Annotated in this window: 16 protein-coding genes and 4 pseudogenes; 19 read left to right on the top strand and 1 reads right to left on the bottom strand. The window is 52.1% G+C overall.

Annotated features, from left to right (window positions below; all coding sequences use genetic code 11):
• Nucleotides 1-433 precede the first annotated feature (433 nt).
• From AC6I8D_RS23580 to AC6I8D_RS23590, 3 genes are read left to right on the top strand one after another with little or no spacing between them, the layout of a single operon-like run.
• Nucleotides 434-2,098, top strand: coding sequence for a ShlB/FhaC/HecB family hemolysin secretion/activation protein (locus tag AC6I8D_RS23580; RefSeq protein WP_497821090.1), 1,665 nt, complete (start codon nt 434-436; stop codon nt 2,096-2,098).
• 12 nt (nt 2,099-2,110) lie between these two features.
• Entirely contained in the window at nt 2,111-13,780 is an 11,670-nt protein-coding gene (locus AC6I8D_RS23585) for a hemagglutinin repeat-containing protein (RefSeq protein WP_497821091.1), read from the top strand.
• A complete protein-coding gene (locus AC6I8D_RS23590) occupies nt 13,777-14,115 on the top strand; it encodes a hypothetical protein (protein ID WP_448310741.1) in 339 nt (112 codons plus the stop codon). The genes AC6I8D_RS23585 and AC6I8D_RS23590 overlap by 4 nt, the downstream gene beginning before the upstream one ends.
• 88 nt (nt 14,116-14,203) lie before the next feature.
• Here the strand turns inward: AC6I8D_RS23590 and AC6I8D_RS23595 are convergent, their stop codons facing one another.
• On the bottom strand, nt 14,204-14,338 hold the full coding sequence (locus AC6I8D_RS23595; RefSeq protein ID WP_448310742.1) for a SymE family type I addiction module toxin: 135 nt from the start codon (nt 14,336-14,338) through the stop codon (nt 14,204-14,206).
• A 261-nt stretch (nt 14,339-14,599) separates the two neighbouring features.
• On the opposite strand from AC6I8D_RS23595, the pseudogene AC6I8D_RS23600 reads away from it, so the two are divergent.
• From AC6I8D_RS23600 to AC6I8D_RS23675, 16 genes and pseudogenes are all read left to right on the top strand, one after another.
• Nucleotides 14,600-14,869, top strand: a pseudogene (locus AC6I8D_RS23600) (VENN motif pre-toxin domain-containing protein); the annotation flags it as partial.
• 45 nt (nt 14,870-14,914) lie between these two features.
• Nucleotides 14,915-15,253 (top strand): annotated as a pseudogene (locus AC6I8D_RS23605) (polymorphic toxin type 17 domain-containing protein); the annotation flags it as partial.
• Nucleotides 15,254-15,258: 5 nt separating this feature from the next.
• Nucleotides 15,259-15,474, top strand: a complete 216-nt coding sequence (locus AC6I8D_RS23610) for a hypothetical protein (protein WP_497821092.1) — start codon at nt 15,259-15,261, stop codon at nt 15,472-15,474.
• A gap of 30 nt (nt 15,475-15,504) precedes the next feature.
• Nucleotides 15,505-16,359 (top strand): hypothetical protein, encoded by an 855-nt coding sequence (locus AC6I8D_RS23615; RefSeq protein WP_497821093.1) that lies wholly within the window; start codon nt 15,505-15,507, stop codon nt 16,357-16,359.
• Nucleotides 16,360-16,366: 7 nt separating this feature from the next.
• Entirely contained in the window at nt 16,367-16,588 is a 222-nt protein-coding gene (locus tag AC6I8D_RS23620) for a CdiA C-terminal domain-containing protein (RefSeq protein WP_497821154.1), read from the top strand.
• 6 nt (nt 16,589-16,594) lie between these two features.
• Nucleotides 16,595-16,900 carry a CDI system immunity component gene (locus tag AC6I8D_RS23625; RefSeq protein WP_497821094.1) on the top strand — a complete coding sequence of 102 codons (306 nt, stop codon included), beginning with the start codon at nt 16,595-16,597 and terminating at the stop codon, nt 16,898-16,900.
• Nucleotides 16,901-17,118: 218 nt separating this feature from the next.
• Nucleotides 17,119-17,358, top strand: a complete 240-nt coding sequence (locus AC6I8D_RS23630) for a CDI system immunity component (protein ID WP_497821095.1) — start codon at nt 17,119-17,121, stop codon at nt 17,356-17,358.
• Nucleotides 17,283-18,272 (top strand): hypothetical protein, encoded by a 990-nt coding sequence (locus AC6I8D_RS23635; protein WP_497821155.1) that lies wholly within the window; start codon nt 17,283-17,285, stop codon nt 18,270-18,272. Before AC6I8D_RS23630 ends, AC6I8D_RS23635 begins: the two co-directional genes overlap by 76 nt.
• A complete protein-coding gene (locus AC6I8D_RS23640; RefSeq protein WP_497821096.1) occupies nt 18,257-19,120 on the top strand; it encodes a VENN motif pre-toxin domain-containing protein in 864 nt (287 codons plus the stop codon). The genes AC6I8D_RS23635 and AC6I8D_RS23640 overlap by 16 nt, the downstream gene beginning before the upstream one ends.
• Before the next feature lie 227 nt (nt 19,121-19,347).
• Nucleotides 19,348-19,539 (top strand): DUF4926 domain-containing protein, encoded by a 192-nt coding sequence (locus AC6I8D_RS23645; protein WP_072051033.1) that lies wholly within the window; start codon nt 19,348-19,350, stop codon nt 19,537-19,539.
• A gap of 201 nt (nt 19,540-19,740) precedes the next feature.
• Nucleotides 19,741-20,022 (top strand): annotated as a pseudogene (locus AC6I8D_RS23650) (tyrosine-type recombinase/integrase); the annotation flags it as partial.
• A gap of 726 nt (nt 20,023-20,748) precedes the next feature.
• Entirely contained in the window at nt 20,749-21,060 is a 312-nt protein-coding gene (locus AC6I8D_RS23655; RefSeq protein ID WP_497821097.1) for a polymorphic toxin type 25 domain-containing protein, read from the top strand.
• Complete coding sequence (locus tag AC6I8D_RS23660; protein WP_497821098.1) at nt 21,047-21,508, top strand: hypothetical protein; 462 nt, start codon at nt 21,047-21,049, stop codon at nt 21,506-21,508. The genes AC6I8D_RS23655 and AC6I8D_RS23660 overlap by 14 nt, the downstream gene beginning before the upstream one ends.
• Nucleotides 21,481-21,810, top strand: a complete 330-nt coding sequence (locus tag AC6I8D_RS23665) for a hypothetical protein (protein ID WP_497821099.1) — start codon at nt 21,481-21,483, stop codon at nt 21,808-21,810. The genes AC6I8D_RS23660 and AC6I8D_RS23665 overlap by 28 nt, the downstream gene beginning before the upstream one ends.
• Nucleotides 21,765-21,887, top strand: a pseudogene (locus AC6I8D_RS23670) (VENN motif pre-toxin domain-containing protein); the annotation flags it as partial. The gene AC6I8D_RS23665 and the pseudogene AC6I8D_RS23670, both read left to right, overlap by 46 nt.
• Nucleotides 21,888-22,138: 251 nt before the next feature.
• Nucleotides 22,139-22,654, top strand: a complete 516-nt coding sequence (locus tag AC6I8D_RS23675; protein ID WP_312759934.1) for an O-acetyl-ADP-ribose deacetylase — start codon at nt 22,139-22,141, stop codon at nt 22,652-22,654.
• The last annotated feature ends 172 nt before the right edge of the window (nt 22,655-22,826 follow it).

Raw genomic sequence — 22,826 nt, forward strand, 5'->3', positions numbered from 1 at the left:
CCATGCCGGAAACAGTCGGTAAACCCTGTTTTACGCTGCGCTAGCGATTAAAAATCACAACTGACCAGCGCCAGAGTCAAACTGGCACGGTTTTTTTGCGCTTTTCAACACGGATAATCCCGTAATCTCTACCACTAACCGGTCGGGAGAAAGAGATTCTGATAAAGGATTAGTTAAGGATTACAGTAAATACTGACGTCAGGTGAAATAGCCTGAGCATAAGAATTAATAGTTCACCCAGCGATTAAACGAATAAGAATATTCAAAACACCTGCCTATTTAACTTAAGTAACGACATCTTACTTATTATTTTAGCTGTAAAAAACCATTCTCGTTATTTGTTCATTATCACTTTTATCCGATTGTTGAGATGTTATTCTGCGTTCCCTTACAAATGGATTACTTACAATCACAATTACTTAAGCATTTAACTATGATAGCCAAAACAGGGAAGTGGCGGATATTGCTTGCCGCACTGATAACTTTTCAGGTTTCAGCTGCGCCGCTGAGTCCGGCAGACCGCGATCAGATTCAGGAGCAACAGCAACAACGCCTGCAGGATAATCAGCAGCAGCGCGATACGCTGCTAAATGCTCATCAGGTGACGTTGCCTGAACAGTCTATGGACGATCCACAAGGCCCCTGTTTTCCAATCCAGCAAATTATTATTGCGCACGCAAGCCTGTTATCTGAAGCGACCACCACACGTCTCACGCAACCTTATCTGAATCAGTGTCTGCATTTAAGTGAAATTAAACAGCTTATACGCAATATTTCCGAATGGTATATTCAGCGCGGTTATATCACCAGCCGCGCTTTTTTAACCGAACAGGACCTGACACAAGGTAAGCTCAGTATCACGGTGCTGGAAGGTAAACTGGAAAGTATTCGTCTTGAGGGCAGTGCCTCTCGCCAGCTAAAAATGGCATTCCCGGGTCTGGAAGGCAGGATCCTTAACCTGCGGGATATTGAGCAGGGCATGGAGCAGATTAACCGGGTGCGAAACACGCCGGTACAGATCGAAATCCAGCCTGCGCCACAGCCGGGCTATTCCATTGTGAATCTCACCGCTAAACCGCAGTTTCCGCTATCCCTGATGCTTAACGCTGACAACAGCGGACAGAAGAGCACCGGCACCGGGCAATTTTCCGCTTCACTGACAGGAAATAATCTGCTGGGCATTGCCGATCGCTGGTTTGTCAGTGGAGGACGGAGTAGCGCCTTTAGTGAGTGGCGTGACGCGCAAAATCTCCAGGCTGGCGTCAGCGTGCCGTATGGCTACGGTCTGCTGGATTACAGTTACAGCTGGAGCAACTACCACAGCAGCTTCCTTAACAACAACTTCAGCTGGCTAAGCAACGGAGACAACGTTTCTCATCGTCTGAATGGATCGTGGGTACTGTTCCGAAATGGAGATGTCAAAACCGGGGTGCAACTCGGTCTGAATCACTATGTCAGCCACAACTACCTCAACAGCACACTGCTTCAGAGCAGCAGTCGCAAGCTGACCAGCCTGCAGGCTGGCGTTAATCATACCCAAAAAATCTTTGGTGGCGTCGCCACGTTTAATCCGACGTTTAGCCGCGGAATGCCGTGGTTTGATGCGGAGAGCGATGCGGGTAAATCGGGCGCGTTACCAAAAGCAGCGTTTCGTAAATGGAGCCTCAGCGGCAGTTTCCAGCGCCCGGTAACACAGGATGTGTGGTGGCTCAGCAGCTTTTATAGCCAGTGGACGCCCGATCGTCTGTATGGCAGTGAACGCCTGACTATTGGTGGTGAAAGCTCAGTGCGCGGCTTTAAAGAGCAGTATCTCTCTGGCGACGTCGGCGGTTATCTGCGCAATGAACTGAACTATACCCTGCTAACGTTACCGGTTATCGGCCAGGTCAACAGCACGCTGGCGCTGGATGGCGGCTGGCTGAAGCGCGACCAGCAGGATCCTTACGGTTCAGGTTCTTTGTGGGGCAGTGCAATCGGCATCGGCACCCGCAATCAAACCGTCTCAACCCAGTTCACGCTGGGCATTCCGGTCAGCTATCCCAGCTATCTGGCCCCGGATCATCTCAACGTTTACGCCCGCGTCACCCTGGTTTTTTAAGAGGCAAAGATTATGGATAATCGTCAACCCGTTTCACTATCACGCCGTCTGCTCAGTTATCTGGTATGTGGTCTGGTCGCCTTTCAGCCGCTTTTGCCTGCGTTTTCAGCGGCCATTACCCCGGTCACCCCAGGGACAAAACTGGATGCGGCGGCTAACGGCGTGCCAGTGCTCAACATCGCGACGCCGAACGGCGCGGGGATTTCCCATAATCAGTACCAGCAGTACAACGTCGGGCAGGAAGGACTGATCCTGAATAATGCCACCGGCCAGCTTAATTCAACGCAACTCGGCGGTCTGATCCAGAACAACCCCAATCTGAAAGCGGGCCATGAAGCGCAGGCGATCATCAATGAAGTCACCGGCGCGAACCGATCGCAGCTGCAGGGCTATACCGAAGTGGCGGGCAAAGCGGCCAATGTGATGGTCGCCAACCCTTACGGCATTACCTGTAACGGCTGCGGCTTCATCAACACGCCGAACGTCACGCTCACCACCGGTAAACCGCAGCTGGATGCAAACGGCAATCTCTCTTCTCTGGATGTCACTAAAGGCTCGATCACCGTTGAAGGCAAAGGGCTGGACGGCAGTCAGAGTGATGCGCTGTCAATTATTGCGCGCGCCACCGAAATCAACGCCGGTATTCACGCCAAAGATTTAACGGTCACAACCGGGGCCAACCGCGTCGGTGCGGATGGTTCCGTAACGCCGATTGCCGGTGAAGATGCAGCACCGTCGGTGGCGGTGGATACCGGCGCGCTGGGCGGCATGTATGCCAACCGTATTCATCTGGTGTCGAGCGAGAAGGGCGTCGGGGTAAATCTTGGCAATCTGGTGGCTAAACAGGGTGATATTCAGCTGGATGCCAACGGCAAACTGGTGATCAATAACAGCCTGAGCCGCAGGGCGCTTACGGCGCAGGGAACATCGGTAACGCTGACCGGCGAAAACAAAGCGTCCGGTCAGATTACCGTCGCTGCGCAACAGGATGCCACGTTTAGCGGCACTCAACTGGTCAGTGATGCCGGTATTGCCGTCTCGGCAACGGGGAATCTGACATCCGGCAACAGCAGTCTCACTGCCGGACGCGGCATTAAACTGAATGGCGCATCCATCACCGCAGATAAGCTCACTATCGCTAATGCAGGTGACGATATCCAGCTTCAGGCGAACAATCAGCTCAGCAATAGCGGTCAGTTTACCGCCGGTAAAGCCCTGTCGGCGACGGCTCAGCAGATCAGTAATGGCGGCATGCTTACCGGCAGCGTTACCAGCGTAAATGCGGGTGGGTTGCAAAACAGCAGCGGTGCAACGATCGCTGGCTCCGGCAGCCTGACGTTCAGCGGACGTGATCTGCACAACCAGGGGGTAATTTCAGCCCCTGTGCTGACAATAGACAGCGTCACAACCAGCAACCACGGCCTGCTACAGGGCACGAATGCGCTCAGTTTTACCGGCAGCAGCTTCAATAATCAGGCAGGCGGTACGCTTAGCTCAAACAACAGCTTTGCACTCAACCTGCCGGATCTCTATAACAGCGGACTTATCTCCAGTGGGGCGACGCTGTCACTGGGCGGCCAGAACCTGACCAACAATGGCGAAATAAACGCAGCGGATCTTACAGCGTCTACTGTCCATCTGATCAACCAGCAGGGCGGATCGCTGCTGGCGGAGCATACGCTGCAGCTGACCAGCGATTCACTCACCAATAACGGAAAAGTGGCGGCCACGCAGCTGGGCCTTAACAGCGCAGTGATCGATAACAACGGAACGCTACAGGCAAAGCAGGCGCTTCAGGCTGAAGGCGAGCGGTTAACCAACAGCGGCAGGCTACTCAGTGACGGTCAGCTGGCGATCGCCTCAGGCAATCTGCTGAACAGCGGCATGCTGCAGGGACAGCAGCTGACGTTGCGGACAAACGACTGGCAGAATAGTGGCAATCTGCTGAGCCTGGGTGACGCTAATCTTATCGCCGCGACGCTGAACAACACCGGCAGCATCCTGAGCCGGCAAGCACTGCAACTGGCTGGCGCATCCACAGACAACGACGGACTGATTCAGGGCACGCACGCGCTGCGTTTCAGCGCTGACCGCCTGATTAACCGCGGCAATGGCACCGTCAGTTCAGACAACAGCTTTGCGCTTAATCTGCCGGAATTCACTAACTACGGATTGATAACCAGTGGCGCCTCGCTGACGCTGGATGGCAATAGCCTGACCAATGCTGGTGAGATCAACGCCAGCGATATCACCGCAAATAACGTTAATCTCATCAACCGGCCGTCTGGTCTGCTGCTGGCCGATCACGATCTGAATCTAAAGAATGCCTCACTGGGTAATGCCGGCCAGATGGCAGCAGATCGGCTCAGTATTAACAGTGGCGTAGTCGACAACAGCGGGATGTTGCAGGGTAAGCAGTCCCTGCAAACTCACGGTCAGCAGCTGACCAATAGCGGAACGTTACTCAGTGGCGGCCAGCTAACGACCGCGGCCGATCGGCTCGATAACAGTGGGTTGTTGCAAGGTCAGCAGCTAAAACTGACGGCCCGCGACTGGCTGAATCGGGGCAATGCCTTAAGTGCGGCCGACGCTGAACTGACAGCAGAGACGTTAAGCAACAGCGGCAAAATACTTGGTCAGCAGCAGGTTCAGTTGCAGGCTGGCAAGACAGATAACAGTGGCTGGCTGATGGCCCAGGTTCTCACGTTACAGAGTGATTTAATTAACAGCGGCCTGATTCAGGGAAATAACGCGCTGACATTGAAGGGCGATCGGCTCGTCAACCAGACCAGCGGACAATTGCTTACCGCCGGTAGCCTGCAAGCCCAGGCCACCACGCTGGATAACCAGGGTTCACTGCAGGCCAGTCAACTCGACCTGACGCTGCAAAACTTAAACAATGCGGGCAGCGCGCGGGCGGACGCGCAGTTTACTGCCGACGTTAGCGGATCGCTGGTAAACAGCGGCACGCTGTTAAGCGAACGCAACCTCGACCTGCTCAGCAGCGAAATCAGCAACAGCGGCTCCCTGGCTGCAGATCGCCTCAGCGTAACCGCAGCACAGCTGACCAATGCAGGCTTGCTGCAAGGCAACAGTGCGCTGACGCTGGACAGTAAAAATATGATTAACGCCAGCGGCGGCCAGCTGATTAGCGGCAGCGATCTTGATCTTGCTCCGGCTGAGCTGACTAATAACGGACTGCTTCAGGTCGCTGGCAACTTTAGCCTCACTGGACGCGACTTTAGCAACAGTGGTCAGCTCACGGCCGCCAGCATCAACGCCCAGCTGAACGGCACGCTGAACAACAACGCCGCAGGGTTGTTGTTCGCGCAGCAGCGGGCTGAGTGGCACGCTGACAGGCTGGATAATGCCGGTACGTTTGCTGCTGAGCAGCTTAGCGCAACCGGTGATACGTTGAATAATCAGGGGTTATTGCAGGGTGATGCCGGTGTTTCCGGCGACTTCCGTCAGCTCAACAATCTCAGCGCGGGTCAGATACTTAGCGCTGGCGAACTCATGCTGAAGGGCGTGACCGCCAGCAATCAGGGTGTCTGGCAAGGCAATAATCTCACTTATCATTTCGACTCGCTGACTAACAGCGGTACGGTGAACGGGTTTGCGTCACTGAGTGGATCGTCTGACGGGCTGCTGGATAACCGCGGCGATCTGCGCTCAGGCGGCAGCGCCACGCTTGCGGCATCCACTCTGCTCAACAGCGGTAAGATGATGGCGGATAACCTGGACCTGCGCGGGGATACGCTGGAGAACCGCGGGTTGTGGCAGGGAAGCGCGGCACTGGATATCCAGGCTAACGGTACGTTTGCTCAATATGCCGGCGGTAAAGCACTGACGGCTGGCGATCTGTGGTTGCAGGCTACCCGTCTGGAAACGGCAGGGACGTTACAGAGCGATAACCTGCACGTCAGCGCCGGTAGCTGGCAACATCAGGGTTCTCTGCTGAGCAGCAGCGGCCTGATGGCGTCGGTTAGTGGTGAGTTAAGTAATAGCGGTGAACTGCTGTCACAGGGAACAGCACAGATTAATGCGCAAAGCCTGGTAAACAAAGGATCGTTACTGGCAGAAAAAGCCGTAAATCTTAACGGTGGCGCGCTTAATAACAGTGGTACCGTGCAGGGCGATACGCTAACCATTACCCCGGCGAACGTCGCTAATCAGGGCAGTCTGATTGGACTGCAATCGCTGACGCTCGCCCCAGCCCAGACCGGTAACTTGCGGATGCGGGTCGCACAGGCTCAGCCAGCGCGCGTGATAACCAATAATGCGGGCGGCAAACTGCTTACCCAGGGAACGCTGCAACTCCAGGGTGACGCGGTCACTAATAACGGAACATGGCAGGGCCAGCAAATTCTGTTAGATGCCACCAGCCTGACTCATGGCGGCGCGATCCAAAGCGCTGACGGCCTGCAACTCACTCTCAGAGATACCCTTACCTCCACTGCAGGCAGCAAAATTACCGCTAATGGCACCGCAGCGCTCAATGCGCTCAACTTCGCTAATCAGGGACAGTGGATAGCCCAAAACCTGTCGTTGCAGGGCGTAACGCTTAATAATAGCGGTGCTATTTCAGGCGTTAATGCACTCGGCGTCACCCTCAGCGGCGCATTAACCCAGCAGCAGAACAGCTCACTATTAACCGGCGGCAAGCTGGCGTTGCAGGCAGCGGCGGTTAACAACGGCGGGCAGATACAGGGTAAAGAGCTGATACTGACCAGCGGTGCGGTTGATAACAACGGTCGCGTACAGGGCGACAGCAGCCTGCTGCTGACGGCCAGCGGTCGGCTAACCAACAACGCCAACGGCATTCTGCTCAGTCAGAACGGACTGACGCTCACCACACCTGAACTTTATAACTATGGGCTGATTCAGGGCGCCACCAGCCGCATCACCGCATACGGACTGGCCAACAATAGTGGCAAACTGCTTTCTTCTGCCGATATCACCCTGACCACGCCGCAGTTAACCAATAGCGGCTGGTTACAGGCCGCTCAACTGAACCTTAATGCCGATAATGCCAGCAACAGCGGTACGCTGCTGGCGGATCAACAGGGTACGCTGACCGGCACACAATTACAGAATCAGGGCACCGTGCAAGGCGGCAATCTGACGGTAAATTATGCGCAGCTGACTAACGGTGGCACGCTGCTGGGCGTCAACCAGCTCAACGTTAAAGCCTCACAGGTGACGCAACAAGCGAGCGGTAAATTGTTCAGCGGCGGCAATTTGCTGCTTGAAAGCCACGGGTTTGACCAGCTTGGTCAGGTTGTGGCGCTGGGCGATGCCGCCCTGCAGTTAGTTAACGGTTTTACCAGCCGTAATATTCTGGCAGCAGGAAATCACCTCTCCATCGTCAGTAACGGTGCGATTGAAAATCAGGCAACCCTGCAGGGTCAGGCGGTGACGCTAAGTGCCGGCGGCGATCTGACCAATAACGGTCAAATCACCACCGGCACCGGCGACAGTAGCCTTAGCGGCAGTCGTATTATGATGAACGGCGCAGGTACGCTTCAGGGTGGCGGGAACGTAACCCTTACCAGCCGCAGCGATGTCGATCTTAATGGCTTTACCGGCACGCGCGGCAATCTCACCATCACTTCCCCCGGCAATATCGTCAACACCGCACTGCTGTACGCCGGACAGAATCTGTATCTGTTCGCTAACAGCATTCGTAATCAGCAAGCCGATATCTTAGCTGGCAACAGCCTATGGATGCAGCGCGATGCAACGGGCAATGCTAATGGCGAGGTGGTTAATAACTCCGGAACGATTGAGACCCAAAACGGTGATATTACGATCAATACCGGACATTTGCTGAATACGCGGGAGGGGCTGAACGTTACTCAGACCAGTCAGGTATTACCCACGCATGAGGGGGTAGGTAATGCCACGATAAGAGTTAATGTCAGTGAGCTTCCTGACGGTTCTTATGGCTACTACACGACTAAAACCTATACAGAGAGTGGTGGTGGTTGCTCCGGCGCTGATGGCGGCTGCTCTGTGCACACCACAATCAAAAACTATTACGCACCTTTTGCAGCAGCCACTACTCAAAAGTTCGCCCTGAGTAGTTCAACTATCGATGTTGTCAGTAATGGCGCTGCCGGGCGCATCTCTTCAGGCAGAGATATGTCTGTACATGCACTGAGCCTGGAAAATCAGGCTAGTGACATATTAGCGAACCAAAATATCAGCCTGAGTGGTGACCAACTCAATAATCAGTCCTGGCAAGCCGGTACACAAAACGACTATGCCATTTATCAATATAAGGGGACTAAACCGACTAGTGGTTTACCAACTTCAGGTAAATCGTCTTCCGGTGGAAGGCTTAATGTAAATACTGAAAGCAATAATATCATTTACACATTAACGGGTAATGAATCCAGCTTTACGCCAGGTCAGCTTTATCGCGCGGTCATTCAGGCGGGAGGCAACGTCAGTGCCAGCTTTAACGGCGATATCAGCAATACGTCAAATACGGCAAATGCTGGCTGGACAGGAAATACATTGTCGGTACCGAGCGTTAAAGGTTTAACGGCACTGGGTCAGGCTTCAGCGGCACAGCGTCAGACATTAACCGGCAGTAACGCAGTCGCTGTCAATTCACCTGAATGGCGAGACCAGTTGCGCAATGCATTGCAGCAGATTAACGGTGGCGTTGTGCTGGATAACACCAAATCAGCGGAGATATCCTTGTCTGCACCCTCTGGCTCCAGTAAAGACCTGACCGGCTTTGGCAAAGCAGAGAGTCTTGCAGGCGGGGATATCCACCCAGCCTCACTACATGATTATCAGCTGTCAAACGTTGACACCAGTGCCTATCCACTACCAACCAGCGACAATGGTTACTTCGTTACCGGCAATAGCCAGAGCCCTTACCTGATCACTATCAACCCTGAACTGAACGGTCTCGGTCAGCTTGATAGCAGTCTGTTTGGCGATCTCAATGCGCTGTTGGGCAAACAACCGGGCAGTGCCCCGCAAGAGACCCGCCAGCAATATACCGACGTCAATACCTTCCTTGGCTCATCTTATTTGCTTGATCGCCTCAGCCTGAAACCTGACTACGATTATCGCTTCCTCGGCGATGCCGCATTTGATACACGCTATGTCAGTAACACTGTACTCAATCAGACTGGCAGTCGTTACCTGAATGGCATTGGGTCTGATCTTGATCAGATGCGTTATCTGATGGACAACGCTGCAGCGGCACAGCAATCCCTCGGCTTACAATTCGGCGTCTCGCTGACGGCTGAGCAGGTTGCGTCACTGGATAAAAGCCTTATCTGGTGGGAAGCCGCTACTGTTAATGGCCAGACGGTTATGGTGCCGAAAGTTTATTTGTCCCCTAAAGATGTGGATATGCACGACGGCAGTGTGATTGCCGGAAATAATGTCACCTTATCTGGCGGCAATATTATTAACGATGGGAGTACTCTGACGGCTCAAAATGCGCTGTCAGCCAATAGCCAGAACCGCATTGTTAATCTCAATGCCGGATTAATAAGCGCGGGCGGCGATCTGCAGCTCAGCGCAATCAGCAATATCAATAATGTCAGTTCAACCATCAGCGGCAAAAAGGTGGCGCTGGAGAGCGTGGACGGCAACATTAACAGCATCACCATTTCTAAACAGTGGACGCTGGATGCAGGTACTAAATCCTTTAGTGATACGTTCAATGGCAATACTGCTGCGATCAGCGCGGACGACACACTTAGCCTGAAAGCGGGCAATAACATTACGCTGACAGCAGCCACGCTCAACGCGGGCGGCAACGTGTTGCTGGATGCCTGGAATGATATTGCGATTAACGCGAATCAGCAGGTGGAAGGCAAATCGCAGAAAGGCGAAAAAGGGATTTGGCTAAGAACTGAAAATACCAGCGACCAGAAAATCAGCAACATCGGCAGTCAGATCGCAGCTGGTGGCAACTTAACGCTAAAAGCTGGCCATGATCTCGGCGTAACAGCCAGTACGCTGGAAGGCAAAGGCGATACCACGCTGGCAGCTGGCAATAATCTCAATCTCAATAGTGCAGTTACTGGCCAGAACACCACCAAAGGCAATAAAGAGACGCACCATTCCGGCAGTGACCGCACGTCCATTGTCAGTGGCGGCAATCTTTCTCTCTCCGCTGGTCATGATCTTACCAGTCAGGCTTCGGCACTCGCAGCGAATGACGATATTCACCTGCAGGCTGGCCGCGATATTAATCTCAACGCGCAAGAGAACCGTTCAGGCAATAGTGAGCGTGGCAGTAAGAAAACCATTATTAACGAAACGGTGCGCCAGCAGGGTAGCGAAATCATCAGCGGTGGCAGCGCCACGCTGCTGGCCGGTAATAACATTACGAGCCAGGCCAGCACCATGACTGCAAATAACGATCTTGTGGTACAGGCTGGTCACGATGTGAACATCACTTCATCCACTGAAAGTGATTACGCTTACAAAGAAGAGACGAAGACCAAAAAAGGGCTTTTCAGCAAGAAAACGACTCACACCATCAGCGAAGAGAGTTCAACTGTCGAAAAAGGCTCACAGCTGAGCGGTGATCGGGTGTCGATCATTGCGGGTAATGACCTGACGGTAAAAGGTTCATCGGTGATTGGCGAAAGTGATGTGGGCCTGAAAGCCGGTAACGATCTTACCCTCGCAGCGGCTACTGAGAGCCAGACCCGCTATCGTCTGAGTGAAACCAAAAAGAGTGGCATGCTCAGCAGCGGCGGTATCGGCGTCACGTTTGGCAGCGCCTCGTCGAAACAGCAGTTGAAACTGGATGGTACGACCCAAAGCCAGAGTGCCAGCACAGTAGGAAGCACGGGGGGGGATGTCACTCTGGTTGCCGGACGCGATGCGCATGTGGCGGGTTCAGATGTGATTGCGAAGCAGGATATCAGCCTGGTCGGCGGATCGGTTACTATCGACCCGGGCAATGATACGCTGACACGTCGTCAGAGCTATGAGCAGAAGCAGAGCGGCCTGACGCTTCAGCTCACCAGCCCGATTACTGATGCGCTACTCAGCCTGGGCTCGCAGGCAAAGGAGGCGGGTCAGGCAGGTGATGATCGCCTCAAGGCGCTTAATGCCGTGAAAATGCTGGAAAGCGGCTGGGCGATGTCAGGTGCTGCCGGGCAGTCCGCCACCGCGCTGGCTAATGGCAACATGAAAGAGGCTGGCATAAAAATCGCTCTTAGCGTCGGTGCCAGCAAAAGCAAATCGTCATCGCAATATAATAGCAATACCGTCAGCGGCAGTTCGCTCAGCGGGGGCGGTAGCGTCGCGGTGGTAGCCACCGGTGGCAACGGTACCAGCGGCAATCTGACACTGGCAGGCAGTGGGATCACCGGTAACAACGTCACGCTGGCTGCCGCGCACGACCTTAATCTGGTAGCCGCCAGTAATAATACCGAACAGAAGAGTAGCAATAATTCATCTGGCTGGAGTGCCGGAGTCCATGTTGCTATTGGCCAAAGAACCGGTATTGGCGTGCAGGCTAGCGGATTTATGGCCAGCGGTGCGGAAAACGGCAACAGTACGACGTTCGTCAACAGCCGCGTCAATGCCAAAGATAACCTGACTCTCAGCAGTGGTAACGACATGCTGCTCTCTGGTGCCCAGGCACTGGGTGACAGTATCAGCGTTAACGCGGGCAACAACCTTACGCTGGCCAGCCTGCAGGATACCGATAACTATCAGAGCAAGCAGCAGAGCGCCAGCGGCGGCTTCAGCTTTACCTTTGGTAGCATGACCGGCTCTGCTGGCCTGAGCCTCAGCAAATCTAAAATCAACAGCGAGTACGCGAGCGTCGGTGACCAGAGCGGGCTGTTTGCCGGCGACGGCGGTTATGACATCTACGCCGGCAACCATACGCAGTTGAACGGCGCAGTCATCGCTTCCACTGCGGATGCGGCAGATAACCGCCTCTCCACCGGCACGCTGGGCTGGGACAGCATCGGAAATCACGCTGAATACCACGCCAGCAGCACCGCCATCGGCATCAGCGGCGGATATGACAGCAGCATGGCCTCCGGCCAGCAGTTTGGCGGCGGCGCGCTTCCGGCGGTAGTGAACATGAGCGGCAGCGCCTCCGGCACCACGCATTCGGCCGTAGCGGATGGCTCGCTTACCGTGCGCGATACGCAGCGCCAGACGCAGGATGTAGCGGGCCTGAGTCATGACACGGACAATGCCAACGGCCATATCGACAAAATATTCAATAAAGAAAACGTTGCCAGCCAGATGGCGTTTGCCCAGGGCGTACAGGAGCTGGCGGGCAAAGTCGTCGGCGACGTCAGGGCCTACAAGCTGGACGCGGCAGCGAAGGAGACCTCTGACCGCCTGCTTAAAGAGAATCCGGAAAACGCCAGTCTGTCAAAAGATGCGTTCAGCGCGCTGGTGCAGAAAGATGCAGGCTATAAAGCCGTGGCGGCTCAGTGGGGCACCGGCGGTACTTACTCGATGGTTGCCAGCGCCGTGGCGGGTGCACTGGGTGGACTGAGTGCGAATAACCCTGGTGCAGCTGCGGGCGGGGCGATGGCTCCTTACATCGCCAACGCCATCAAAAAGGCAACCACCACTCAAAACGCTGACGGCACGGAAAACACCAATCTGGTGGCCAACACCATGGCGCACGCCGTGGCGGGCGCAGTGCTGGCACAGCTAGCAGGCAGCAATGCCGGCGCTGGCGCAGCCGGTGCCGCAGGCGGTGAGCTGGCCGCACGCGCAATTGTGGCGGCAATGTATCCTGACACCGGCATCAGCAAGCTGACGGAAAGCCAGAAGCAGACCGTCAGTACTCTAAGCCAGATAGCGGCGGGGCTGGCGGGCGGTATAGCGGCAGACTCGTCGGCCGGTGGTGCTGCCGGTGCCGGAGCGGGTAAGAATGCGGTTGAGAATAACTCGTTAAGCCTGGTAGCAAGAGGCTGTGCGATGGCTGCACCTTGCAGGACGAAGGTTGCAGAGCAGTTACTGGAAATCGGCGCAAAAGCCGGGATAGCGGGTCTTGCCGGTGCAGCTATCAAGGACGTGGCGGATAAGATGACCTCAGATGAACTGGATCATCTTGTTACCCTGGAAATGATGGGCAATGACGAGATAACCGGTAAATACCTGAGTTCGTTGCAGGATAAGTATGCGCCTTCGCATACAGGGAATAATGATGCTCAGATTAATGCCGGGCCAAATCATACAGGGAACAATGCTGGTCAGGTTGATGCTGGACCGAATCATACCGGTAATAGTGGCAGTCAGATTATTACCGGACCAAACCACACTGGTGGGGACCAGTCTGTAGAGCAGTTGCCGAACAATACTGGTAACACTGAAGGTGTTCCTGATTTACCAAATTACATGGAAAGTCAGGATTATGAGCCAAATAAAAACGCTGTTGGAAATATGGGTGAATTCCTGAAACAACCGGGGTTCGGTAGTACAGTTAAGGATAACACCCAAAAAACCAATCAGCAGTATCAGGGGCAAACCATTTACAAAGCCACTGATAATGTTGGCAATTATATTAAAAAAGGCGACCAGTTTTATCTGGATGGTTTACATAAGGATCATATTGAAGTTTTTGATAAACGAGGGAACTTCAGGGCCGTTCTGAATTTGGATGGTTCTATAAACGAAAGAAAAACCCAAGAAGCCGAAGGACGGAAATTAAAATGATGTCAACTTTAAGCAGGCTTAAAAGTAGTCTGCTCACACTGTGGGCAGAGAAAAAAGTAGCATCTGGTATAAACATTGAGTCGGGTGTCGTAGAAAATTATGAGAACTATGTGGCCGATTTTTTCAAGGCGACTAAGCTGCTTGAAAAAACTATAAAAGAAAAAGATCAGGTGGCCATTAGGTGTGCATTAACAAGGGTAAGAATGGCATCTTTAAATATGTCTAATCTTTACCAAGATATTATTGATGACGTTGTAACGATAAATCAGCAAGAATCTTGGCCCGAAATACCAGAAGGGTACAAACTTCCGGATCGTTATAGTGAACCTGATTGAAAAAGTCAGGCAACAATAGCGTAAGGACAAAAAAGGGTTACCTAAATAACTAAAAATCCCGGCCATTGAGCCGGGATTTTTTTGCCAGTTACTCAGCAGGCCGGATCACCAGTTGCCCCTGTTCAACGGCCACGGTAACCGGCGTATCGGTTCCGAATCCGGCCTCTGCCAGCCAGTCGCCCTTCAGGTGCAGGCTGGGCGTGCGGCTGTAGTATGTGGTCATACCGGTAGCCCGCTTAATATGCCAGACACTGGTGTATCCGACTTTAGTTGAGAATAACCCGCTGAGTGCGCCGCAGATAGATGATTTTGCGGCAAGAGCGAAAGGGTGTGACGCTCGTGGTGACTGCGGTCAGATCGTGAAGGAAATGGAAGATCTTAGCCTGAAACAGCAACAGGAAATGATTGCGGTCTGCTCTGCCAATCCTTTGGCCTGTAAGGATAAGTACGGTGATATCCCGGCTAATGGAATGCTGGTACGTGAAGCCCGGTGGAAACCTACGAAGCACTGAAGACGCTGTTTAACAGCGGCGATGTGCTGGGCAATGTCTCGGATGCGGTGAAGCACTCCTACATTGACCGTATCGACCGGATGGAAGCGCAGTACCAGAAGGCCGGAGTCAGCGGCTCGTTTAATGCCGGTATTGAAGGCGGCAAACTGGTCACGGATATCGTCGGGCTGCTGGCTGGCGGTGCAGGGGTTGCTAAAGGTGGCGCGGTACTGACGGAGAAGGTAGTTGCTAAGGTTGCAGGTTAGGCTGAGTCAGCAGTAATAAATACAGGTAAAATTCCTGCTTATATAGAAGAGCCACCTTTCAATCCCTCTGGTACAGGTAGCGCGGCTCAACCTTGGTCGACTAAAGGTCGTATCAACTATGTTCAATTACCGAACGAAGGTAAAATCCGTTATGTACCGCCAGAGGGATATTCTGCATCTCAGCCATTACCCAGAGGTCCAAATAAAGGTTACATCGACAAATTTGGGAACGAGTGGGTTAAAGGTCCATCACGTACTGCGGGCCAGGCATTTGAGTGGGATGTCCAGTTATCACGAACAGGTAAAGCCCAGTTAGGTTGGGCTACGCGAGATGGTTCTCACCTCAATGTATCCCTGGATGGAAAAATTACGCACAAGTGATCACTATGAAGATAGATTTTTATCAGGAAGTGGAAATTAAAGGAAACGCCAAAAATAGTACATACGCAAAATGCAAAGGAGTCGTTCTCGGGATCAGCGAGGAAGACGATATTGTCTATGGTTACTCTGTGGTGCTTCATGGGAAAGAAAACACAGTGTACTTCGAGAAGGACGATGTGTTCCCCACAGGCGTGGTCTTCAGTCGAGAAGACTTTTATTGATAAAAAGCCCAGCTTATAAAGCCGGGCTTTTTGTTATTCGGATCTTGCTTTGTAGTGGAGAATAACTTCCTTAGCCCACAACAAGCTGAAACTCTGAATAAGTCTATTGAGGAGCAGAAAGCTGGTAAAAACCTGCTAGAGGCTTCACAGAATATCGTCAGGCTGACGAATGAAGACCGAGCTAGCAATGTGTTGCTGCAACAGTACCAATCAGGCCAACCACTGACAGACGGCCAGAAACAAGAGCTGGCTGGATTGCTTAACCAGTATGGTTATGAACTTCAGTCTATGTACGGATATACCCCACAGCAAGCGGCTGACGCTATTCAGTCATTGGTTGCAGGCAAGGCGTTTGTTGCCTCAACAGGAGATACCAAAGCGTATAACGAGGCGCTGAGTTATCTGAAAGGGTATAGCGTACAATCCGGCCAGGCTGCATTAGGAACCGATGCTTTACTCGCTTTGCCTGGTGCTCCGGGGATTATTGCTCGTTCAACTTTGGCAGCAGGCGGAGGTTATCAAACCAGTACAGGGATCGGCCAGGTAGTTGATGGCAACTACGGTGAAGGTGCACTGAATATAGGCTTAGGGACAGCGGCAATCTTTGGTGGTGTTGCTGGAAATAATGTTATAGGTAAGACAGATGGCGCAATAGCGTCACCGGGTAACTCTAATATATGGCAAACCGGTTCTATCGGTAATGTGATTACGAAGTCTGAGGGGGCTTTAACGGGGCCTGTCACTAAGATAGAACCAGGTATGACGAAGGAGAATATTCGCTCCCTTAACCGAGAAAATGAGAGTGCAAAAATTCTTTCACAATCAGGGTTTTATGTAGAACAAAACCCTTCTGTAGCTGGAAAAAAATCCAGATTACCAGATTAATGGTGAGATTTTTGATCACTATGCGCCAAAATCTAGTAGCGTAAGAAATATTTGGACAGAAGTAAAAGGAAAGATTGAGGAGGGACAAACTACTAATGTCGTAATCAATATTTCTGATACTAAGGTGAGTATAAAAGCGTTACAAAACCAGTTCAGTCAATGGCCAGTGTTGGGTATGGATAAGCTAATTGTTATCGATAAATCCGGTAATGCGATTAGGGTAAAGTGAGGAAATATGTCAATAAGTATAAGGTGTTACACTAAATTTTCAGTTTCTGAGCTACAACCTCAGTTGGATCGTATTTTATCAAGCAATCCAAAGGTATTCCCCCAACATTACATTTTGTATAAAGCAAGAACATTGGGACCTTTTGACAAAGAGATATCAAATGAATTTGGTTTAGACCCTGAATCATATTTTTACATTGATGTGAACAATAAAGCATTAGAAATATCCACTGACGAAATGGCCGATATGGTTAGAAATGAGCTTGGTAAGGAAAATGTCATTGTACTGTTAAATGGTGAAGATCTGATCTGAGTCTAGTAGTATCCAGTCAACTTGAGGGGCTTATTATATCTAAGCCCTAAGTATTTCATACCCTTGTGGCCAGGGGACCGATTTTTCTCTTTAACAGCGTTGGGGAAAATTGCAACGTCAACTTAATCAATGGCCAATTATGGGGCTTGATAAAGTTATTGTTATTGTTATTGTTATTGTTAAAGCTGGTAATGCGATAAGGATAAAGTGAGGTAAGAATGGTTATTGATTTAACATGTTTTACAACACTTTCTATACCTGATCTGCAGCGTAAACTTGACTGTTTTCAGGGGAGGAATTCTCAGGTGTTCCCGGCTCATTACGTTTTGTATGATGCTCGTTCGTTAGATCGAACGCGGGCAACAACCTTACGCTGGCCAGCCTGCAGGATACCGATAACTATCAGAGCAAGCAGCAGAGCGCCAGCGGCGGCTTCAGCTTTACCTTTGGTAGCATGACCGGCTCTGCTGGCCTGAGCCTCAGCAAATCTAAAATCAACAGCGAGTACGCGAGCGTCGGTGACCAGAGCGGGCTGTTTGCCGGCGACGGCGGTTATGACATCTACGCCGGCAACCATACGCAGTTGAACGGCGCAGTCATCGCTTCCACTGCGGATGCGGCAGATAACCGCCTCTCCACCGGCACGCTGGGCTGGGACAGCATCGGAAATCACGCTGAATACCACGCCAGCAGCACCGCCATCGGCATCAGCGGCGGATATGACAGCAGCATGGCCTCCGGCCAGCAGTTTGGCGGCGGCGCGCTTCCGGCGGTAGTGAACATGAGCGGCAGCGCCTCCGGCACCACGCATTCGGCCGTAGCGGATGGCTCGCTTACCGTGCGCGATACGCAGCGCCAGACGCAGGATGTAGCGGGCCTGAGTCATGACACGGACAATGCCAACGGCCATATCGACAAAATATTCAATAAAGAAAACGTTGCCAGCCAGATGGCGTTTGCCCAGGGCGTACAGGAGCTGGCGGGCAAAGTCGTCGGCGACGTCAGGGCCTACAAGCTGGACGCGGCAGCGAAGGAGACCTCTGACCGCCTGCTTAAAGAGAATCCGGAAAACGCCAGTCTGTCAAAAGATGCGTTCAGCGCGCTGGTGCAGAAAGATGCAGGCTATAAAGCCGTGGCGGCTCAGTGGGGCACCGGCGGTACTTACTCGATGGTTGCCAGCGCCGTGGCGGGTGCACTGGGTGGACTGAGTGCGAATAACCCTGGTGCAGCCGCGGGCGGGGCGATGGCTCCTTACATCGCCAACGCCATCAAAAAGGCAACCACCACTCAAAACGCTGACGGCACGGAAAACACCAACCTGGTGGCCAACACCATGGCGCACGCCTGGCGGGCGCAGTGCTGGCACAGCTAGCAGGCAGCAATGCCGGCGCTGGCGCCGCCGGTGCCGCAGGCGGTGAGCTGGCCGCACGGGCGATCGTGGCGGCAATGTATCCTGACACCGGCATCAGCAAGCTGACGGAAAGCCAGAAGCAGACCGTCAGTACTCTAAGCCAGATAGCGGCAGGGCTGGCAGGCAGTATAGCGGCAGACTCGTCGGCCGGCGGTGGTGCCGGTGCCGGAGCGGGTAAGAATGCGGTTGAGAATAATGCGCTGGGTGCTTTGGTTCAGGGCGGAAAGCTTGCCGCACAAGGCTGTTCTAAGGTTGCAGCCTGCCGGAATGCGCTGGTTGAGAAAGGGCTGGGGGCATTGTTGGGCATCGGTGCAGCGAATACCGTGCTGAACAATCTCTCTGCTTCAGAGCAGGAATATGTCTTTAACGTTGCCATGACGGGCAAGGCTGACCTGATAGAGAAGTTAACGCCAGAGCAGCGTGAAGCCTACGATTATATGGTGGGCCAGGATCAGAAAGGTTTAATCACTATATTCCCACAACCGGACAGGGATCTTACGGGCGGTAAGCTGGTTAATCCGGCGCAGGATGAGAATAAAGGAACCACGCTCACAACACCGGATCAGTCAGGGCAACAGGGCGCGACAAATACTGGAAATGTAGAAGGTAATCCAGATACGGGCGGTAATACCACGGTAACGCCAATTCCTGATGGGCCAAATAAAGATAACTTGGCTTATTTGGCTGAAGGGGGTAAAAATACACCAGAGACGCAAGCTAGTGTTGATAATAAATTAACTAATTATCTACTGGAAAAAGATCACCCTGTTGGAGGAAGCAAGGCTGAATGGTTTGACAAAGCCCTTTGATTTAACAAAGATAATTCAAGCGAACTTGCGAAACAAATTGTCTTTGAACCAAGCAAAGCAGTGGGAACAGCAGAAACTCAGCATGGTGTTAAATATGACCAAGTTATATCTATCACTGGAGCGAATGGAAGAGTAATAGATGTAAAATTTGGTTGGATTAAGAATAATGATGGTGTCGTTAGACTTGTAACAGCTATTCCAGCCAAGAAGTAACAGGTGCTAAAATTATGCTCAAAGAATATGATGTTGTTAAATCTACAAAAGTATTATCTGACTCTATAGTCGTAGGATGTAAGGGAGCTGTGGTCATGGTATATACAGAACCTACGTTAGGCTATGAAGTGGAATTTGTTGATGCTGATGGCGAGACATTAGATGTTTTGACTGTTTATCCCGGTGATATTGAGTTATTGAGCTAACCTTTCGCTCCAACAGATGAAATCCCGGCCACTTCGCCGGGATTTTTTTCGCCTGCTATCTGCCACGCCGTTGTTACGACTGTGCACGGTTTTACCGCTCAACTGCGGGACAGGGTATGTTTTGTAGCACCGCCACGCTGTGGCCGTCCTCCAAAACGTCTGTAGCTATCGGTCAGGGCGCAGCCCCGACACCCGTTAAATAAGGCACTGTTCGTGGCAATGGACGGCCTGGCGGGCCTGACGGTGAACGGCATCACACAGGCAGTGGTGCTGTACCTGAGAGCGTGCGGCATCGATAAAGGAAGCTGCCACCTGCTCTGTCACGCCATGGCGACGCAGATGCTGGAGAACGGCGCGGACCTGCGCTGGATACAGGCGATGCTCGGTCATTGCAGCGTGACGAGTACGCAAATATACACGCATGTCAGCATCCGGGCGTTGCAGGCGGTACATGCCAGTACACATCCGGCAGAGCAGCGGGAGGCAGCAGAGCCGGACGGGACAGGCCGCAGGGATAGCGGGTGGCGTCTTTCAGCCCGTAAGGAAAGTGGAACGGCAGAGCGCGCCTTCCCTGGCGCGATCTGCCTGCTTCAGCGCCGTGCCTCGCGGGGTAAATGGCCGCGCAGCGGCATAAGCCCGTCAGAATATGTTCATCCGGTGCGGCCGCTGCCCGTCCATTAACCATAATGCGGGAGATTAGACGCACTCTCGCGGCCATCCGGGCCGCTCCTTCCTGGCAGTGTCACGCGCTCGTATGCGTCCAGTCTGCATTATGGCTTGCGCCGCCGCGTCAGGCAGCGGGTGCAGGCCGCCTTCCCTGGCGGCGTCCGGCCACGTTGCGCAAACTCAGCAAACGGCCTGGTGTTGTCGGTCTCCTGCCTCCGCTTAAAGGGCTTCATGCCCGCCCGGCGTTAACCCGACTGAAACTAAAGGAAATACTAATGGCAGGGTTGTTGCTGGCTGCTAAGATGCGGCGGTGCAGATCGGCTGATCACGGCATGGCGGTAGCGTGTCCGGGCTGAAAAAGTGCATCGGAGCAAAAAGTGAGTGGCGTGAAAACGCGACAGGAAAACTCACTTCTAACCTGCGGAAAGCACAGGGAAAAAGTGGTTGCGGCGGGGGATAGCGCGCCGGGTGAAGTAAGTTAAACCTAATAGAAAGATTGAGGTTTCAGGTGGCGTGGGACTTGCTTTGAAAGGAGGGGCTTAAATGAATAATGATTACTTCTCCATTTCTACAGGATATACGAAAGAGTTTGGTGTTAAGGCTGGAGCTTCGGTCGGTATTGATTTTGGTCCATATTTCCCAAGGTTATTTGGCGACTTAAATCGTGATTATTTAACCATTATCGGTTTGGGTCCCGGTTCTGTAGGAATGTCGAGCGGAAAAGATGGTGTTGTTTTTTCCTTCTCTGTTGGGCCAGGTATTGTTTTTACAGGTTCAGCCACTGGATCTCATGATGAAAAATTAGAGCTGAACGGTGATTCTACTAAGAAAGTATACCACCATGATTTCAAATGATATTATTCTTAATATTTCATCCTGTATGTTGTTGTTTTTTTTGTTGTCGTGGGGAGTGTGTTTTTTTATTTTTGTTTATAAAAAACTTGGTGGTGTTAAGGTAGGCAAGGAACCCTTGCTTTATTTTAATTTTATGTTTTTTAAACGTGATGCTTTATCAAACTATGCATTGGTTTTTCTTGTTCTTGGGTATGTGACAGCGGCAATAGCTGAATATAGAAGGGAATACGACAATTTATTGTTAATGGCTGATTTGTCTGGAGGGATATCATTCTTTCTCTTTGCACTATATGGGAAGTATATTTACCAAGGGTTAATTGATGATGAAAAACCATTTTTCTTTATTAGGGTGTTTCTAACAAAATTAGATCTATCCTTTGGTGCAATTTTTCTTTGGCTATCAAGACTGGCATATGTAATATGGTTGATTATATTTATTGGCAATTAAATAATGTAGTGGAGAATAATGCGTTGGGTGCGCCGCAAATAGATGATTTTGCGGCAAGAGCGAAAGGCCGTGACGCTCGTGTTGACTGCGGTCAGATCGTGAAGGAAATGGAAGATCTTAGCCTGAAACAGCAACAGGAAATGATTGCGGTCTGCTCTGCCAATCCTTTGACCTGTAAGGATAAGTACGGTGATATCCCGGCTAATGGAATGCTGGTACGTGAAGCCCGGTGGAAATTTACGAAGCATTGTAGACGCTGTTTAACAGCGGCGATGTGCTGGGCAATGTCTCGGATGCGGTGAAGCACTCCTACATTGACCGTATCGACCGGATGGAAGCGCAGTACCAGAAGGCCGGAGCCAGCGGATCGTTTAATGCCGATCATGCTTCTGCCTGCATGATGATTAGCTATCCGCTTTCAACTACCACCTTCGCTTGCTGCCCTGCCTTCAAACCCTGCATCTTCCACTCCTGGTATTTACTCTATCCTGTAGTGAGCACTCAATGCACGTTGATGGCAATGATCCGTAATGAAAAATCTGGACATGATTGTTATTCCACTGACAACAACGAAGCGCAGAATCGATGTTCACTGAGCTAATCACTAAAGTTAAAAAGCAGGGAAATACGATGAATAAAATAACCGTAATTCAGGGTGATATCACTAAAATCGCGGCAGAAGCGATTGTCAATGCCGCCAATTCTTCGTTACTGGGTGGCGGCGGCGTTGATGGCGCAATCCACCGCGCAGGCGGGCCGGCGATTCTGGCTGAGTGTCAGGCAATCCGCAATCGTCAGGGTGGCTGCAAAGTCGGTGATGCCGTTATTACCGGCGCAGGCAATCTGCCCGCTGATTACGTCATCCATACCGTTGGCCCGCGCTGGAGTGATGGAAGACATGACGAAGATGCGCTGTTAAGAAGGGCCTACCTGAGTTGTTTTAAACTCGTCGACCAGCATGACATCAAAACGGTTTCGTTTCCCAACATCAGCACTGGAATTTATGGTTTCCCTAAAGAACGTGCCGCGGCGATTGCCTTAGAAGTAATCAAACATTGCATCGCTGAGAACAGCAAAATCGGCAAGGTTAACTTAGTCTGCTTTGATGCAGAAAATTATGAACTGTATCTTAAACTACTGGCCTGAGGATTGGTGCGGGCAGGTCAGAGGATGCGTTTATTAGCCAGGACAAACGTCCTGAAGATCAGCCGCACTGGCATCCCGCTGAAGAGCAGTGTCTTCGTTGTTGAGAAGGCTCTTCGAGACAGGCCGGCCTGTCGAATGCTGTCTGAATCTTAATCGCCAGGGCAGCTTAAAG

The sequence above is a fragment of the Pantoea sp. X-Soil-MYKO-1785 genome, from assembly GCF_059730675.1.